Here is a 16877-nt window from a genome sequence, read left to right on the forward strand (position 1 = left end):
AATACCAATGAAATACCAGTATTAGCTGCTGTTAATGATGATTTTTTAATTTAATTTGGCATTAATAATCACAGAAATATCCAACAAAAGTATTGCAAAATATTGGAAAAACACTACGAAACCAGCGCTCAAAGCCCTCGATGAGTGTTATACGGAAATGATAATTAAAATAAAGAAACGCTTTATAATAAATAAAAAAAGCCGCTATGAAGGAACTCCATAACGACTGCTTGTCTGATTTCACTGACGATATAAGGACTGAGTGATATCAATTTATAGTAAAGGCTTATTGTCTACTTACTAACGCGCTAAATAACTAGTCATATCTTCAACGCCATGCAGCGTCATCGGGTACATTTGCTCGTTCATTAAGGTTTTTATCTCCCCAATAGTTTGAGTATAAGACCAATAGCTAGGGTTTTCAGGATTTAGCCACGCTACTTTATCAAAATGTGCCAGTACGCGTTTTAGCCAAACGACACCAGCTTCATTATTCATATACTCAACGCTGCCGCCTACTGAAAACAACTCATAAGGAGACATCGAAGCATCGCCCACAAATATCACTCGATACTCACGACCATACTTGTTTAATAGCTCAAAGGTTGGCATAGGCGCGCTATGGCGGCGGTTATTGTCCTTCCATACATAGTCATAGAGACAATTATGAAAATAGAAAAAATCTAAGGTCTTAAATTCATTTTTAGCGGCCGAAAATAGTTTCTCTAAAGCTTCAACATGGACATCCATACTGCCACCTACATCGAATAGCATTAGCACTTTGACCCGATTACGGCGCTCAGCTTGCATATGAATATCGAGCACGCCTTTTTTGGCAGTACGCTTGATAGTCTCATGGATATCTAACTCATTAGCACTACCGGTACGGGCAAATTGGCGCAAATTGCGTAGCGCCATCTGTATTTGCCGAGTACCAAGTAAACTATCATCATCAAGGTTACGGTATTTGCGCTGCTCCCAGACTTTCACTGCGCTACGCTTACGCGATTCGCCACCGACTCGCACCCCTTCTGGATGATCACCATAAGACCCAAACGGTGAGCTGCCCCCCGTTCCCACCCATTTGCTACCGCCTTGATGGCGCTCTTTTTGTTCTTTAAGACGCTCTTCTAAGGCCTGCATAAGCTCTTCGAGCGAGCCATACTTCTTCAGTAGTCGCCGTTGCTCATCAGTTAAATTATTAGGATCAAGCTTGAGATCTAACCACTCTTGCGGAATATCAGTTAGCTTAGCCATTAGCTCATCGATATCTAAGCTATCGATTCCTTCAAAATAATCAGCCATAGCTCTATCGAACTTATCGAAATGGCGCTCATCTTTGACCATGCACAAGCGAATAAGTCGATACATATCCTCACGATTAGCGAAAGCGCGGGGCTGCCAATCTTGCTGGTCTTGTTGACTTTGCGGCTCACCATCAACATACGGCTGCATCATCAGTCCATGCTCAAGCACCGCATTAAGATCCAGTAGCTCACGAGTACTAACAGGGACCCCATAACTACGCAAGGTATAGAATAATTTGACAAACATAAAGCACGCCTCCCTTATTAGCGAATTTTCTCAGCAGGCCTATCAGCCTATTTAACGGCGCATCAAATTAGCAAAGCGCTGTAACAGGTTGACATCGGCTTCATTTTTAAGCAGTGCCCCATAAAGCGGTGGAATAGATTTTTCCCCGCGTAGGTTCTCTTCTAACTCTGCTTGTGCCATATCATCAGCCAATAATAAGGTCAACCAATCGACTAACTCTGAGGTTGATGGTGGCTTTTTTAGTCCTTGAATATTACGTAATTTGTAAAAGACATCTAAAGCGTCGTTGACCAGTTTTTGTTGAATATTAGGGAAATGCACGTCAATAATTTGACGCATAGTTTGCTCTTCTGGGAAATCAATATAATGGAAGAAACAACGACGTAAAAAAGCATCTGGCAGCTCTTTTTCATTGTTTGAAGTGATAATAACTACCGGACGCTGCTCGGCCGTAATAGTCTCGCCAGTCTCATAAACATAGAATGACATCTTATCCAACTCGTGTAGTAAGTCATTGGGGAACTCTATATCAGCTTTATCTACCTCATCGATCAATAACACGCTGCGCTGTTCGCTAGTAAAAGCCTCCCACAGCTTACCGGGTTTAATGTAATTACCGATTTCATAAACCTTATCATCACCCAATTGCGAATCACGTAGACGTGATACCGCATCGTACTCATATAAGCCTTGCTCAGCTTTAGTCGTTGACTTAATGTGCCAAGTAATCAAGGGCATACCTAAGCTGGCCGCTACTTCTTCGGCTAATAAGGTTTTTCCAGTACCAGGCTCACCTTTGATGAGTAACGGCTTTTGCAGCGTCATAGCGGCATTTACCGCCAGTTGCAAGTCATCGGTAGCGATATAACTGTCGGTGCCAGTAAATCTTTTTTTAGCGCTATTAGTCATAGTATCAGTCTCAGTGATTATTATTTATTTAACAGGTTAAAAGGGCATTAGATGCACAGCTGTTAGATTCAAGGCCATTAGATCCAAAGCTATTATATTCAAAGCTATTAGATCAAAAACAGTTACCAGCGAATAATTTGTATAGGGTTGAAGATTAGCACAGCCTATGAGAATGCCCAAATACTCATGCGTCTGCGTTTTTGCTAAATCTCAATATTAGCGCTATAGTCAACCGATAGTAGATAAAAAACAGCAACCCATAAAAAAGACACTATTAAGTGTCTTTTTTATGGGTTATTTATTAATTCAAAGTTATATTTACTTACTATCTTCGCCGTTTTTGTCGACGGATACTATTGGGTCTTGAACAGTCTTTTTACTATAAAAGCCCTCGACTGGTTTTCTACTTATCGCTGTATCTCGATCAACTTTTCTAGCGGTTAGCTGACTGTCTGCTAACTGGCTTTCTGCAAGCTTACTGTCTTTAAGCTTATTAACATCAGAGTCAATAGGGGTTTCAGAGCTAGTAGTTGGGTTAGCACTGCTAGCTAGCTTCGAGCTGGCTACTGTTTTACTAGTATTAGCATTGTTCTTAAGTATAGCGAACGGGAGCGGTTGCTTAGCTTCTACGGGCTCGACTACTACTGAGCTATCCTGCGGCAAATAGTTACCACCTGCCAGCTGCATAGTTGCTTGGGTATCAGCAGCGGTACGTTGACGTGCTTTATCCAAACTTGACTCAAATGCTCCACGGATCAGCTGCCATATAAAGCCCACAAACAGGCCTACTACTAGCACTACTAATATAGGTAGGGCATTATTAATAGCACCGGCAGTATCTTTCATCATGATGGCATACACCACGCTGATACTAGCTGGCGCTATAACGCTAGGATCATTGAGCGCCGTACCTGGTGCCAATAGCACCGCAAATAGAATCATCCAGCTCATACCACCAAAAGGTCGTGGCAACATTCTAGCCACTAATACCCAAAGTATCAGTACCACAATGGCCCCACCAAGATAAGCATACATTGGCAAATCAGCTGGCGGCACGCCTTTAACCATTTGGCTCCACCAAATGACAATCTCACCGAGAATGTCACTGATTTTCTCTAATGGTAAACTATTTAAAATGCTTTTTAACCAATCCATGCGTGTTTGACTACCTACGTTTATAAGTGGCATAGCACAATGCTATATCAATGACCATAGCGTATGCGTGCACAATAAGTCGCTAGTTTATCACGACTTTATGCCAAAATGCATACCTTACCCTTAGCAATAGCGCTTTTTTTATCTATAAACGCTGCTTATTATGTTAACTCTATACTAACAACCCTAACGCTTTTATCAGTCATAAATATTGTCTTGAGCTTCACGTGCTCTGAGTTCAGCTTGCTTGCGCATAACGTCTTGTGGCGGCAACTGGACAAAATATCCTTGAGACTTAAGCTTGGCGAGCACTTCTTCTTTATCGACGCGCGCCAGTTTTTCTGTAGCCTCTAAATCCAAATGCATCACAAACTTACTGACCCCTAAACCTTTACGAAAGTCTTTAGGAACCACACTGAGCCAATCTTTGATCTCATCGGTATCATCAGGATAGCCAGGGCGAGCGATATAAATGTACATATCATCATGCTTGGGGAATTTATAAATATCACAATGCATAAAATAAACCTATAAGTAAAAAAGATTGGAAGCAATAAATAGACGTTAAGTACGTTAAGTTACACTACTAGCCTAGCATAACTTATTTTATTCTCAATAGTAGCTTTGCGTATTAGCAGCGGGCTGAGGATCTGTAAATACCGCTTTAGTGTCAAATTAGTATCAAATAAAAGGCGGTTACTGATATTAACATTTAAAAAAATTATAAACTTGCCAGCCACAGTCAGTTGATGATTAGAAAACTTATAGAGGTGTTAGCAGTAGTGCCAGCTTATTATCCAAGCCACCATTGTATGGTACCCAGCATTGTATTGTACAATGACCTCAAAATTATACGCTAAGCTTTTGTTAGAGGGTAGCGACTAGGGTTATGAGAGTCTTGCCAACCAAAAACAATACTAGGTTTAGTTTTTACCAAATTTATTGACTTTAATGCCTTTAGTAGCTTGTAAAATAGTTATGAACCTTTCATAATAATAGCGTTTCTCAGGAGAGAGTTTTATAACCAAAGGCGACATTTACTAATGTGGCTTAACAATACCTATAAAACCACCGAAGGCGCATATACCCTGCCAATCGCTCAGGTAAAAGGACTGAAAAACACATGCAGTAAGTTTTGATTGATGCTGTTATTTTTTAATGGCCGTCATTGTAACTTAAGGCATAACAAATCTGGAGAGCGGTAAAGATCTACATCCTTACCCACCGAAGGGGAGAAAATACGACATCCTATGTCTTATAGCGATGCTTGTGTTGAAAATCTCAGGTCACAGGACAGATAGGGCTACTGCTCAATCAGACATTTTTGGTCTTTTTGACTTGCAGCTTTGTTGCGTGCGCCACCTTTTGTGGTAATAATGCCCTTTGCATTATTACTTCTCGTTACTTTATAGCCACTGTCTGCCTTGCTATTATTGCTCATTAGTTAGTACCGACAGTGTCTACACAAGGATTTGTTATGACCGATATCTCTTCTCAAGCTCCTCAACGCACCCCTCTATATCAGTCTCACATCGATAGCGATGGCAAATTAGTAGACTTCTCAGGTTGGGAATTACCAATCAACTACGGTTCACAAATCGAAGAACACGAGGCCGTTCGTACTGATGCTGGGATGTTTGACGTCTCACATATGGTCATAGTTGATGTTAAGGGTGCAGACAGCAAGCCATGGCTACAAAAGCTGCTAGCTAATGATGTCAATAAACTGAAAATCGTTGGTAAAGCTTTATACTCGCCTATGCTTAATGAGCAAGGCGGCATCATCGATGACTTAATTGTCTACTTATCAAATAGCGACGAGACTGCCTACCGTATCGTTTCAAACGCCGCAACCCATGATAAAGATATGGCGCAGTTCCACAAAGTAGCTGAAGGCTTCGATGTTGAGCTAACTGAACGTACTGAGCTAGCTATGCTAGCGGTTCAAGGCCCTAATGCTGTTGCAAAACTGATCCAAGCTAAGCCAAGTTGGGCGGATACTTTAGCAAAAATAACGCCTTTCGTTGGTGCTGACTTGACTGACATTGAAGGAAGCGATTGGTTCGTGGCCCGTACTGGCTACACTGGTGAAGATGGTGTTGAAGTCATTATGCATGCCGATGATGCCCCTGCCTTCTTTGAGCAACTAAAAGCTGCTGGCATTAAGCCTGCTGGCCTTGGCGCTCGTGATACTTTACGTATGGAAGCGGGCATGAACCTATACGGTCATGATATGGATGAGACTATCAGCCCGTATGAGTGCAATATGGGTTGGACGTTGGCGCTAAAAGACGAGCGTGATTTTGTTGGTCGTGAAGCATTGGTCAGCAAGCGCAAGCAAGCTAAAGAAGACAACACGGCTATGAAGCAAGTGGGCTTACTGTTGACTACTCGTGGTGTAATACGCGAAGGTATGGCAGTGTCTATCAATCAAGGTACTGACAATGAGCAAACGGGTATCATCACTAGTGGTACTTTTTCGCCAAGTCTAAAAAATTCTATCGCTATAGCTCGTGTTCCGATGAGCCTATCAGATGAAGATAATGTTCAGATCGACTTACGTGGTAAAGGTAAGTTTGTAGACGTCCGTGTCCTAAAGCTACCTTTTGTGCGTAATGGTGAACAACAATTTAGTTAATTTTTATTTCGTATTGGCTACGTTCAACCAATAGTATTTATTTAGCGGTTAATTAGGCTTTTACATTACCCTGTTTTATTAACCACTGCTATTAACAGGTTATTTGTAATGGTTAATTTTTCAAATATTTTTTAAAAACTATCCTTAAAGGAGCACTTTATGAGCAACGTCCCAGCAGAACTAAAATATATTGCTAGCCACGAATGGTTACGTTTAGAAGACGATGGTACTATCACTGTTGGTATTACTGATCACGCCCAAGACTTACTTGGTGACGTAGTATTCGTTGAGTTACCAGACGTTGGCGATATCATCGCCGTTGATGACGAAATTTCAGTGGTTGAATCCGTTAAAGCTGCCTCTGACGTTTATGCCCCTATCTCTGGTGAAGTTGTCGCTATTAACGAAAGTTTAGAAGACGATCCTGAAATCATCAACTCTGACCCGTATGGCGAAGGTTGGTTCTTTAGAATGAAGCCTGACAATATGGCCGACTATGAAGCCTTATTAAGTGCTGAAGAATACGAAAGCGAGCTATAAGCTTTTGCTCACAGCCCTATCTTTTTGATTCATAGCAATTAACAGATACTAGCGTCAGTTGGTATCTGTCACCATCTCCTATCATTCCTTATTATTTATCATCTATCGTTATCTTGTTCTGGAGTCACTCATGAAACCAGCTGATACCACCAACCATATCGATTCAACTGATATGGCGACACCTAATTATACTCCACAATTACAAGCATTCCAGCAAGTGGTAGAGTCACGTCGCTCAGTGCGTCGCTTTACTGACACCCCTATCCCTGATGCGGTGTTGGCTGATTGTTTGCGCTTAGCTATGTTAGCGCCAAACTCAAGCAACTTACAGCCTTGGGAATTCTATGTGATTGATAGTACTGCTAAGCGTGAATTAGCGGTAAAAAACTGCATGGGTCAAAACGCTGCTAAGACTGCAGCACGCTTGATTGCAGTAGTCGCTCGTACTGATAATTGGCATGAACATGCGCAGCAAGTTTTACGTGAGTACCCTACTCAGCCCGTACCCAAAAAAGTTAAAAACTACTACACTAAAGTAGTCACTATGGACTTTATACGTGGACCAGTAAACGCGCTATCTGTTGCCAAATGGAGTGCGACGCAAGTGGTTAGACGAGTTAAAGGCCCGATAAAATCACCTTATTATACATTTGATGATGTCAAAAACTGGGCAACCAATAACACTGCTCTTGGCGCTGAAAACTTGATGTTAGCCTTACGTGCTCATGGTTTTGATAGCTGTCCTATGGGTGGCTTTGATGAGCCCGCGATGAAGGATCTGTTAAACTTGAGCGTTGACCATCATATCGTAATGATGATAGGTGCTGGTGAACGGGCAGATAATGGCATTTATCACTCACAATTTCGCTTCGATCAGCAGCAGTTTATTCACTACGTTTAACGCTTAAAGCTCAGCATTATTTTTAAGCTAATAGTTATCAGTTTTATAAGCTTTTTATCTATTTTCATTACTTTTTATCTATTTTTCTTATATGTATAGCTTGTATTGTAAAAGCTAACAAGGACTATTATGACTACCTCTCGAACTCCTACCTTTGATACTTTTGAAGGTTTGTTTAATGAAGCAGAATTTGTCTATCGTCATTTAGGCTCTAATGACACTAAGCAAGCTGATTTGCTTAGTGCTATCGGTTATGACGACATGGCTACTTTTATCGATGATACGGTGCCAGAAGCTGTGCGTTTGCATAAAGATTTAGATTTACCAGTAGCCATGAGTGAGCATGCTGCTCTTGCCAAATTACGCTTAATGGCAGACAAGATCACCGTTAATAAGAGCTATATTGGACAAGGCTATTCGCCCGTACGCATGCCAGCGGTTATTCAGCGCAACGTGTTAGAAAATCCAGGTTGGTACACGGCTTATACGCCTTACCAAGCAGAAATTGCCCAAGGTCGCCTAGAAGCTTTGCTTAACTTCCAACAAGTTTGTATCGATCTAACCGGTCTTGAGCTTGCTGGTGCCTCGTTACTTGATGAAGCAACCGCTGCTGCCGAAGCTATGGCAATGTCGAAACGCATGAGCAAAAGCAAATCTACGCAGTATTTCGTTGACGATCGTGTTTATCCACAAACCTTGGACGTTATCCGCACTCGTGCTAAGTACTTCGGTTTTGAAGTGGTCGTAGGTGATTTTGAGCTGGCTAAATCTGGTGATTACTTCGGTGCTTTGTTCCAGTATGTTGGCCGTGAAGGTGATGTTAAAGATTTAACTGAGGTTATCAGCGCCGTCAAAGCTAACAAAACTTATACTTCAGTAGTTAGTGACATCATGAGCTTAGTATTGCTCAAGTCTCCTGCTGACATGGGTGCAGACGTGGCTCTAGGGAGTACTCAGCGTTTCGGTATCCCTATGGGTTACGGTGGTCCACACGCCGCTTATTTTGCTTTTTCTGATAAAGCCAAGCGCTCAGCACCTGGTCGTATCATTGGGGTATCAAAAGACGCCCAAGGCAATACTGCCCTACGTATGGCGCTACAAACTCGTGAGCAACATATCCGTCGCGAAAAAGCCAACTCTAACATCTGTACTTCGCAAGTATTGCTAGCTAACTTAGCGGGTATGTATGCGGTCTATCATGGCCCAACTGGGGTTCAGCGTATTGCTACCCGTATCCATGCCTTTGCTACGGCTTTCGCTGAAGTGATCAAAACGGGTAATGGTGATAACCAACTTAACGTAGTCCATGACCAATTCTTCGATACGGTATTGGTAGATTGTGGTTCAGAAAAACTCGCTACTCAAATCTTTGAAAATGCTGATAACGTTGGCTATAACTTATGGCGTCTAGGCGATACTCAACTTTCGGTTTCTTTTAGTGAAATTAGCGATCAACAAGACTTTGCGGTACTAACCCAACTGTTCGTTAGCAAGTCACATGACTTACCTACCGCCGCTAGCGTTTCATTAGATAGCTCTCATTTACGTACTGATGATATCTTAAGCCATCCGGTATTTAACTCGCATCATACTGAGCATGAAATGCTGCGTTACTTAAAGTCTTTAGAAGATAAAGATTTGGCGATGAACCGTAGTATGATCGCTTTGGGTAGCTGTACTATGAAGCTTAATGCTACTAGTGAGATGATCCCTATTACTTGGCCTGAGTTTGCTAATGTGCATCCGTTTGCCCCGCTTAGCCAAATGAATGGTTACATCGAGATGATCGATAGCTTACAAGAGCAGCTCAAAGCCATCACCGGTTTTGATGATGTGTCTATGCAGCCAAACTCTGGTGCTTCTGGTGAGTATGCTGGTATCTTAGCTATTCGTCGCTATCATGAGTCACGTAACGAAGAAAATCGTGATGTCTGCCTAATACCACAGTCTGCGCATGGTACTAACCCTGCCACTGCGATTATGATGGGCATGAAAGTTGTCGTCGTTAGTACTGATGATAATGGTAATATCGATATTGATGATTTGACTGCTAAGTGTGAAGAGCATAGTGCAAATCTTGGCGCTTTAATGATCACTTACCCATCCACTCATGGGGTGTTTGAGGAAGGCATTCGCAAGATTTGTGACCTTATTCATAATCATGGCGGTCAAGTCTATATGGATGGTGCCAATATGAATGCTCAGGTTGCGATCATGCAACCCGCTGATGTCGGCGCTGATGTTTTGCACATGAACTTGCACAAAACTTTCTGTATTCCGCATGGTGGTGGTGGTCCAGGTATGGGTCCTATCGGTATGCAAGCGCATTTGGCACCGTTTATGGCTGACCATACGCTTATTCCAGTACATAACGCTCAAAGAGGCAGCTCAGCAGTATCAGCCGCCCCTTATGGTTCAGCAAGTATCTTACCTATTTCATGGATGTATATTGCTATGATGGGCCGTGACGGTTTACTAAAAGCGACTAACCTCGCCTTATTGAACGCCAACTATGTCGCTGACAAGCTCAAAGGCAGTTATCCTATTCTTTATACGGGTAAAAGCGGTCGCGTAGCTCACGAATGTATCATCGATATTCGTCCGTTAAAAGAAGCCACTGGTATCAGTGAAAGTGATATTGCTAAGCGCTTGATGGATTATGGTTTCCATGCGCCAACGATGAGCTTCCCAGTATCAGGTACCCTGATGATTGAGCCTACTGAGTCTGAATCAAAAGAAGAGTTAGATCGCTTTATTGATGCGCTAATTGCTATCCATGCTGAAGCTGAAAAAGTCAAATCTGGTGATGAGGGTTGGACCTTAGAAGACAATCCATTAGTTAACGCCCCGCATACTGCCGCTATGATTACTGATGGTGAGTGGTCACATCCGTATAGCCGTGACGTCGCAGCCTTCCCATTAGCTTATGTACGCCAGCATAAATTCTGGCCAAGCGTAGCTCGTATTGATGACGCTTACGGCGATAAAAACTTGATGTGTTCTTGCCCAGCTATCGAAAACTATATGTAGGCTAACAGCATAGATGATGACGATCATCGTCTATAAGTATTAGCAAAAACCTCCAAGTCAGCAGCTGACTTGGAGGTTTTATTTTGTTTATTAATCTACCTATATAGCGTTATAATCGATTAATCACTATTTGTGGATATTACTATGAGTCAAAAAAACCGCGTCATTCTTATTCATGGCCTGCATCAAGCCCCTTTTATTATGCGTCCCTTAGCTAAGCGCTTACAAGCTCAAGGTTTTGATACCCATCAATACGGCTATCGTAGTATGCGTGATAGTATTGCTCTAAACAGCCAGCGCTTAAATGCTTGGCTGGAAACCAATCATGACCCAAAACAACCGTTAGATTTAGTAGGTCATAGCTTAGGCGGCTTAATTATTCGTGATTTTGTCAGTTATTATCCGCATTGGCAGATTGGCCAGTGCGTGACATTAGGGACACCACATCTTGGCAGCATCTGTGCTGATTATATTTGGGGTCTGGCTCCTGCTATCGTGGGCAAATCTTATTTGGACGCCTTGGATGGGACGGTTGCGCCTTTACCTGACAATATCAGTTTAGGAGTGATTGCTGGTGACAAACCACAAGGTTTAGGCCAGCTATTTTTGCAGTATCATAACCGTAAACTACAGAAACAAAATCACCCACTATTGAATAACTATCGTGCTCATGATGGCACAGTATATGTTGCAGAAACTAAGTTGATTACCGCTGCCGATCACTTAATTATGCCAGTGTCGCATACTGGCATGCTAGTCAATAGCGACGTTGCGCAGCAAACCAGCTATTTTTTAAAAAACGGCCAGTTTAAACGCTAATCAAAGCTCAGCTAACGCTTAATTAATTCTAGTTAGCCTTTGACACCCATGCCTTGTTTTAATTCGGCTTTATGGGTTTCGATCACTGGAATTAGAGTTTGAGTCACCCACTGGTTACGCCAGCCTTGCAAGCCTTGAGGTAACTCTACCCAATCTTTACTATAAGCGATAACTTCATATAACTGACTGAGCCATTTCTTACGTATTAGTACATTTTCTGGTACACCAATTTGCTCAGCACGCTCAGCAATAGCATCTTGTACTGCTTTAGAGAGTATTTTATTTTTAGAGCGATAAGGCGCTGGCAAACAAGCGGGATGTTCAACGGCGGATAGCCCTTTGGCATCAGTAATTATTTTGAGTAACTCCTCACCGTATAAACGCAGCATACTACGATGAATAGTAGTTTTGTGGGCCAATTCGCGCAGGTTAGAAGGATTCTCGGTAATTATCTCGCGTACAGCTTGTTTTTTAATCACAAAAGTACGGGGCTGGTTGGTGGAGCGTGCTAGCTCTTCACGCCATATGGCTACTGCTTGCAAGACGGCCATTTGCTGAGAGTTATAACGATAATCCGCCATAGTTAAATACATCTCATCATCTGCTACATGTTGAGCAGCATAAAGCTCAGCGGCATACAACTGACAGTCAGCCCAAACATAATCGTACAGTCCTTGAGACTTCAGGGCGTATTCGATGCTCAAATAAAGCGCTGGTAAAAAACGCACATCATCGATAGCGTACTGCTCTTGCTCATCAGATAATGGCCGACGCAACCAATCGGATTGGCTTTGCTCTTTATCAATATGCATATCGAGCTGGTCATCAAGCGCTTGCTGATAGCCCATTTGTAGTTGCCCAGTAAGATAGGACAAAGCGATTTGAGTATCAAAAATATTGGTTAATGGTGGGCAGTCAGATAGTAAATAGAAGATGCCTAAATCCTCTCCGCAGGCATGCCAAATAGCAATATCTACTTCGCTTACCGCTTGCCAAAACTCACCCAATTGTAGCTGCGGGGCATCCAATAAATAAATATGGTTACCAGTATTAAGCTGCACTAACGCTAAGCGTGGATAATAAGTATCGCGCTTGATAAATTCAGTATCTAGCGCTACTCGCCCGCAACCTTCTAAAGCATTGATAACTTCAGCCAGCTGCGACTGCTCACGAATCCAGGTGACTGCCACTTCATCGGCAATATCTAACAAAGCATCAATATCCGGCTCAACGACAGAAGGGACTAACGTAGGGTTTTCAGTAATAGCAGAAGGGTCTTGAGGGTTTACGGTGGCTAGAGGGGTTGACACGGGCAGATACCTGCTTAGATAAGAGAGAATAGTGATTTTATTATAGCAATATTAGCGCCTGTTGAACATTCACAACTAGACATTGATGATTAGGCATCGCTAGTTGATTATGAATTGGCAACAGGCTGACTAACAAAGCGCTAACCATTACAGATATAAATAAAGTCTAGAATCGCTATTGATTGGCTTGCTACAAAAAGGAGCGGTTTTGTAGAGCTTGGCCTAAAGTCATGCTATCTAAATACTCAAGCTCACCGCCCATCGGCACCCCTTGCGCTAGACGAGTTACTTTATTGACATGGCGACTGACCGCTTCACTAATAAAGTGCGCCGTGGTCTGCCCTTCAACCGTAGTACCTGTGGCTAATATCAGCTCCTCGACAGGCTCTTGCTTGACCCGCCAAACTAGCTGATCAATATTTAGATCATCAGCGCTGATACCATCAATAGGTGACAGATGACCACCTAATACAAAATAGCGACCGCGATAGCCAGCCGTTTGTTCAATAGCCATGACATCAGCAGCAGTCTCGACTACACATAATAGGTTGTCATCTCGCCTTGGATCTTGGCACAGCGGGCAGATAGGATCATCACTGAAACTATGGCAGCGCTGACACTCAATGATATCTCGCATTGCCTCATCAAGCGCTTGTGCTAACGCCATCCCTTGCGGACGTTTTTTGGTCAATAAATGTAGCGCCATACGCTGAGCACTCTTTTGACCCACACCAGGTAAAATTCGCAACTGCTTAACTAACTGATCAAATTTTGGGGTAAGCAAAGTATCTTCCTTTGTTTATCTTTACATTATTTGTCTTTAAATAGAATCAATAAATTTCGTTTTGCAGCTATAAAAATGGGGTCGTATCGTGTCGATAACAACCCCATTTTTGACTTCAATAGTTAGTATTTGCAACCACTTAGCGGTCAAACCTTAACTCTAAGTTTAGCTTTAAATATTGTGCTTTAGAACATGCCTTGCATACCTGGTGGCAAGCCCATACCTGAAGTTGCGCCAGTCATGGTTTGCTCATATAACTCATCAGCTTGACGAACCGCGTCATTGATAGCAGCAGCGATCAAGTCTTCGATCATATCTGGCTCATCTTCTAATAGACTAGGATCAATAGTCAGACGCTTGACCACATGACGACCAGTCATAGTAACTTTTACTAGACCACTACCGGCTTCAGCATGTACTTCTTTATTAGCCAATTCTTTTTTGGCAGTTTCAACATTAGCTTCTACTTTTTTTTGCATAGTTTGTGCTTGTTGCATTAATGCTTGAATATTCATAACAGCCTCTTAATTGATGATAATTAGATAATAATTAAATAACATTTAGATAATAAGAAATTTTTATTGGTTTGGGGCACTGGTTCAACAGAGCTGATATGGTGATTAACTTTAGCCTTTTAAAGCTTAACTCGGCTTTATTGTACTCTCGACCACAGCATTGACAGCAATTATCTGATAGCAACTGTAAGGTAATCTTTATAAACTGTCTAAACCGCGCGCCAAATCTTTGATGATATCTTCAACATCTTCTAGCCCTACTGACAGACGAATCAAGCCATCTTTTACCCCAGCTTCAGCACGAGCTTCAGCAGTCAAACGAAAGTGGGTAGTAGTCGCTGGGTGGGTAATGGTGGTTTTGGTATCGCCCAAGTTATTAGTAATAGATATCATATTAGTCGAGTCAATAACGTGCCAAGCGGCCGCTTTGGGATCAAGACTAGCAGTGGCAGTAACTTCAAAGCCCATAATAGCGCCAAAACCATCCTTCATATGATGCTGGCGTTTGGCCAATTCATGCGCTGGATGGCTGGGTAATCCTGAGAAATGTACGGTAGTCACCTTAGGATGACTATCTAAGAACTGCGCCACTTGATTGGCATTGCTACAATGAGCTTGCATACGTAACTTTAAGGTCTCAAGGCCCTTAGTAAATACCCATGCATTAAATGGGCTCATACTGATACCCCCTGAGCGTACTACAGTAAAAGCTTCTTGCATCAAGGCATCACTGCCCACTAGTGCACCGCCAAGGACTCGGCCTTGACCATCGAGATATTTAGTAGCCGAATGAATAACCACATCCGCCCCTAAATCTAAGGGGCGCTGAATAGCTGGGGAACCAAAGCAGTTATCGACAACTAATAAGATGTCATTAGCTGTGCACAGCTCACTCAAAAAGCCAATATCACAGATTTGTGCTAACGGATTACTAGGACTCTCACAATAGATAAGCTTAGTATTAGGCTGTACAGCATTTGCCCATGCCTCATTATCAAAGCAGTCAACGTAACTGACTTCAACGCCAAACTTAGCCATATAGTTATTAAACAAACCAATCGATGAGCCAAACAGTTGATTAGCAGCCAATAAGTGGTCTCCGGCTTTTAGATAAGCCATACACATAGTCAAAATGGCACCCATACCAGAAGCTGTAGCCACCGCACGTTCGCCATTCTCTAAAGCGGCCAATCGACGCTCAAAGGTACGTACACTAGGGTTAGTATGACGTGAGTAAACGTTACCAGTCTTAGTACCATCAAAATGCCCTGCTGCGTCATCCGCTGAGCTATAGACATATGAGCTAGTAGTAAAGATCGCCTCAGAATGTTCGCCTTCGTCAGTACGATGCTGTCCTGCACGTACGGCGATGGTTTGCATCCCATAATCTAGGCTTAGATCTAAAGCATCAGAGCGCCAGTTTGGATCTAAATTGCTATCTTCTTGCACTTGCGACTTACTCATAAATAATCCATTACTGTTAATTTTGACTAGGGCCTGTCGAATACTCACAACTAGATACTACTGTGGTCGGTTGTTCAACACGCTCTACATTAATAATATTTTTATTTTTCGCCCATAAATAACTCAGGGAATTAAAGGCTGTTTCATCATATCATGTCGCTATTTATCAATCATCTATAAACCTTCAGAATATTGGTAGTCTACTTGATACCTGTGAATTTCAGGCATCAAAAATACTGCTGGACCTTGGCATTGTAGAGCTTTGTTAGCGGGTGAATGACTATTGCTGTTTGAACCACTATCAGCTTCTAATGCGCACTCTATTTTGAATAAATGATCTTCTTGGTTATACATTGTACTGGCAAAGCGCTTGGTCGCCAAGTCCTTAGGGGTAGGGTTATAAAACTTATCCCAAGTATTACCAGCCTGTTTATGAGTCAATTTAGTGGCAACATAGATCAAAGCCCAATCACACCTCCCTTTCATAATCGCATCTCGAAAAAAACGTGCTCGATATTGATTGGCGTTTTTTTCCAGCTCAATATTTAGGGTTTCGCTAAGCTGATATACATGCGAAATATCAACGTAGTTGCCACAATATTTGTTGGTAGATTCAAAGCGCGCTGTCATCTGTAGATCTAACCCTTGGTCTGAAGGTAGATATCCATAAATAATGATTTCGTCAGTAGGATTGGGATTAACGGGAGGCACTTCTGTTTTTAGGCTGCATGCCGGTAGCAGCCCTAGCGCAAGAGCAGCTGAACATACCTTAAGTGACAATAACCCTTTGCCTAGTTGATGAGCCATAGTTTCCTCATTTTTCAGTCGTTCTTCCCTATAGATTATAAGCAGCACATAAGCGATTTTTCTAACTTAGCCTTGCTATCTAAAATGCAGCTATAGTGCTAGGGCGTGTTGAACATTCGACCATAGCACTGACAGAGACTATTTCTACTGATCTATTGATTGACGAACTGAGTTGCTAAGTGCGCTGTTAAACTAACAACTGTAAATTAGCTTAGAGCTGAAACTGATAGTTACTACTAGTAAAATTAACGTATTTATAATAGGCAGATGTTGCTACAACTGCTAAGCTTGCCAGCGCTGACATTTACCCTACCAGCAGTGTTATTATAACCCTTATAACTCTAATAAAAAATGGCACAAACACTAGGGCGTATTGAACACTCACTAATAAATACTGCTGACGCTATTTGAGGTAAACCTACTATGTCAATATTGATTGTAAACCCTAGAA

14 protein-coding genes and 2 riboswitches are annotated in these 16877 nt (G+C 42.2%); of the genes, 5 read left to right on the forward strand and 9 right to left on the reverse strand.

Annotated elements, in window-relative coordinates:
* Positions 1-300 precede the first annotated feature (300 nt).
* From KPY62_RS04095 to KPY62_RS04110, 4 genes are all read right to left on the reverse strand, one after another.
* Positions 301-1554 (reverse strand): vWA domain-containing protein, encoded by a 1254-nt coding sequence (locus tag KPY62_RS04095; RefSeq protein WP_216580938.1) that lies wholly within the window; start codon positions 1552-1554, stop codon positions 301-303.
* Between the two features lie 51 nt (positions 1555-1605).
* On the reverse strand, positions 1606-2463 hold the full coding sequence (locus tag KPY62_RS04100) for an AAA family ATPase (protein ID WP_216580939.1): 858 nt from the start codon (positions 2461-2463) through the stop codon (positions 1606-1608).
* Positions 2464-2781: 318 nt separating this feature from the next.
* Positions 2782-3651: a hypothetical protein gene (locus tag KPY62_RS13680; protein ID WP_228730566.1), complete on the reverse strand. Its 870-nt coding sequence runs from the start codon at positions 3649-3651 to the stop codon at positions 2782-2784.
* 165 nt (positions 3652-3816) lie between these two features.
* Complete coding sequence (locus tag KPY62_RS04110) at positions 3817-4137, reverse strand: YcgL domain-containing protein (RefSeq protein ID WP_216580940.1); 321 nt, start codon at positions 4135-4137, stop codon at positions 3817-3819.
* A 477-nt stretch (positions 4138-4614) separates the two neighbouring features.
* Positions 4615-4743: riboswitch (glycine riboswitch) on the forward strand.
* A 56-nt stretch (positions 4744-4799) separates the two neighbouring features.
* A riboswitch (glycine riboswitch) is annotated at positions 4800-4925 on the forward strand.
* 170 nt (positions 4926-5095) lie between these two features.
* Here KPY62_RS04110 and gcvT point away from each other — a divergent pair.
* From gcvT to KPY62_RS04135, 5 genes are all read left to right on the forward strand, one after another.
* Complete coding sequence (gene gcvT / locus KPY62_RS04115; RefSeq protein ID WP_216580941.1) at positions 5096-6256, forward strand: glycine cleavage system aminomethyltransferase GcvT; 1161 nt, start codon at positions 5096-5098, stop codon at positions 6254-6256.
* 159 nt (positions 6257-6415) lie between these two features.
* A complete protein-coding gene (gene gcvH, locus KPY62_RS04120; RefSeq protein WP_216580942.1) occupies positions 6416-6796 on the forward strand; it encodes a glycine cleavage system protein GcvH in 381 nt (126 codons plus the stop codon).
* A gap of 130 nt (positions 6797-6926) precedes the next feature.
* Positions 6927-7697 (forward strand): nitroreductase family protein, encoded by a 771-nt coding sequence (locus tag KPY62_RS04125; RefSeq protein WP_216580943.1) that lies wholly within the window; start codon positions 6927-6929, stop codon positions 7695-7697.
* A gap of 129 nt (positions 7698-7826) precedes the next feature.
* Positions 7827-10727: an aminomethyl-transferring glycine dehydrogenase gene (gene gcvP, locus KPY62_RS04130; RefSeq protein ID WP_216580944.1), complete on the forward strand. Its 2901-nt coding sequence runs from the start codon at positions 7827-7829 to the stop codon at positions 10725-10727.
* Positions 10728-10871: 144 nt separating this feature from the next.
* Positions 10872-11546, forward strand: a complete 675-nt coding sequence (locus tag KPY62_RS04135; protein ID WP_216580945.1) for an esterase/lipase family protein — start codon at positions 10872-10874, stop codon at positions 11544-11546.
* A gap of 32 nt (positions 11547-11578) precedes the next feature.
* On the opposite strand, the gene KPY62_RS04140 is transcribed toward KPY62_RS04135, so the two are convergent.
* From KPY62_RS04140 to KPY62_RS04160, 5 genes are all read right to left on the reverse strand, one after another.
* Positions 11579-12856 (reverse strand): ribonuclease D, encoded by a 1278-nt coding sequence (locus KPY62_RS04140; protein WP_324033809.1) that lies wholly within the window; start codon positions 12854-12856, stop codon positions 11579-11581.
* A gap of 190 nt (positions 12857-13046) precedes the next feature.
* Positions 13047-13640, reverse strand: a complete 594-nt coding sequence (gene recR, locus KPY62_RS04145; protein ID WP_201622694.1) for a recombination mediator RecR — start codon at positions 13638-13640, stop codon at positions 13047-13049.
* A 185-nt stretch (positions 13641-13825) separates the two neighbouring features.
* Complete coding sequence (locus KPY62_RS04150; RefSeq protein ID WP_201622695.1) at positions 13826-14155, reverse strand: YbaB/EbfC family nucleoid-associated protein; 330 nt, start codon at positions 14153-14155, stop codon at positions 13826-13828.
* A gap of 198 nt (positions 14156-14353) precedes the next feature.
* Positions 14354-15619, reverse strand: coding sequence for an O-succinylhomoserine sulfhydrylase (locus tag KPY62_RS04155; protein WP_216580946.1), 1266 nt, complete (start codon positions 15617-15619; stop codon positions 14354-14356).
* Between the two features lie 174 nt (positions 15620-15793).
* Positions 15794-16426, reverse strand: coding sequence for a hypothetical protein (locus KPY62_RS04160; protein ID WP_216580947.1), 633 nt, complete (start codon positions 16424-16426; stop codon positions 15794-15796).
* Between the last annotated feature and the right edge of the window lie 451 nt (positions 16427-16877).

The organism is Psychrobacter sp. TAE2020 (assembly GCF_018919485.1).
Lineage (GTDB): Bacteria > Pseudomonadota > Gammaproteobacteria > Pseudomonadales > Moraxellaceae > Psychrobacter.

What these genes read in the sequence shown, in the direction of transcription:
- KPY62_RS04095 (WP_216580938.1), bottom strand. Translation starts at nt 1,554, where the DNA reads ATGTTTGTCAAATTATTCTATACCTTGCGTAGTTATGGGGTCCCTGTT.
- KPY62_RS04100 (WP_216580939.1), bottom strand. Translation starts at nt 2,463, where the DNA reads ATGACTAATAGCGCTAAAAAAAGATTTACTGGCACCGACAGTTATATC.
- KPY62_RS13680 (WP_228730566.1), bottom strand. Translation starts at nt 3,651, where the DNA reads ATGCCACTTATAAACGTAGGTAGTCAAACACGCATGGATTGGTTAAAA.
- KPY62_RS04110 (WP_216580940.1), bottom strand. Translation starts at nt 4,137, where the DNA reads ATGCATTGTGATATTTATAAATTCCCCAAGCATGATGATATGTACATT.
- gcvT (WP_216580941.1), top strand. Translation starts at nt 5,096, where the DNA reads ATGACCGATATCTCTTCTCAAGCTCCTCAACGCACCCCTCTATATCAG.
- gcvH (WP_216580942.1), top strand. Translation starts at nt 6,416, where the DNA reads ATGAGCAACGTCCCAGCAGAACTAAAATATATTGCTAGCCACGAATGG.
- KPY62_RS04125 (WP_216580943.1), top strand. Translation starts at nt 6,927, where the DNA reads ATGAAACCAGCTGATACCACCAACCATATCGATTCAACTGATATGGCG.
- gcvP (WP_216580944.1), top strand. Translation starts at nt 7,827, where the DNA reads ATGACTACCTCTCGAACTCCTACCTTTGATACTTTTGAAGGTTTGTTT.
- KPY62_RS04135 (WP_216580945.1), top strand. Translation starts at nt 10,872, where the DNA reads ATGAGTCAAAAAAACCGCGTCATTCTTATTCATGGCCTGCATCAAGCC.
- KPY62_RS04150 (WP_201622695.1), bottom strand. Translation starts at nt 14,155, where the DNA reads ATGAATATTCAAGCATTAATGCAACAAGCACAAACTATGCAAAAAAAA.
- KPY62_RS04155 (WP_216580946.1), bottom strand. Translation starts at nt 15,619, where the DNA reads ATGAGTAAGTCGCAAGTGCAAGAAGATAGCAATTTAGATCCAAACTGG.
- KPY62_RS04160 (WP_216580947.1), bottom strand. Translation starts at nt 16,426, where the DNA reads ATGGCTCATCAACTAGGCAAAGGGTTATTGTCACTTAAGGTATGTTCA.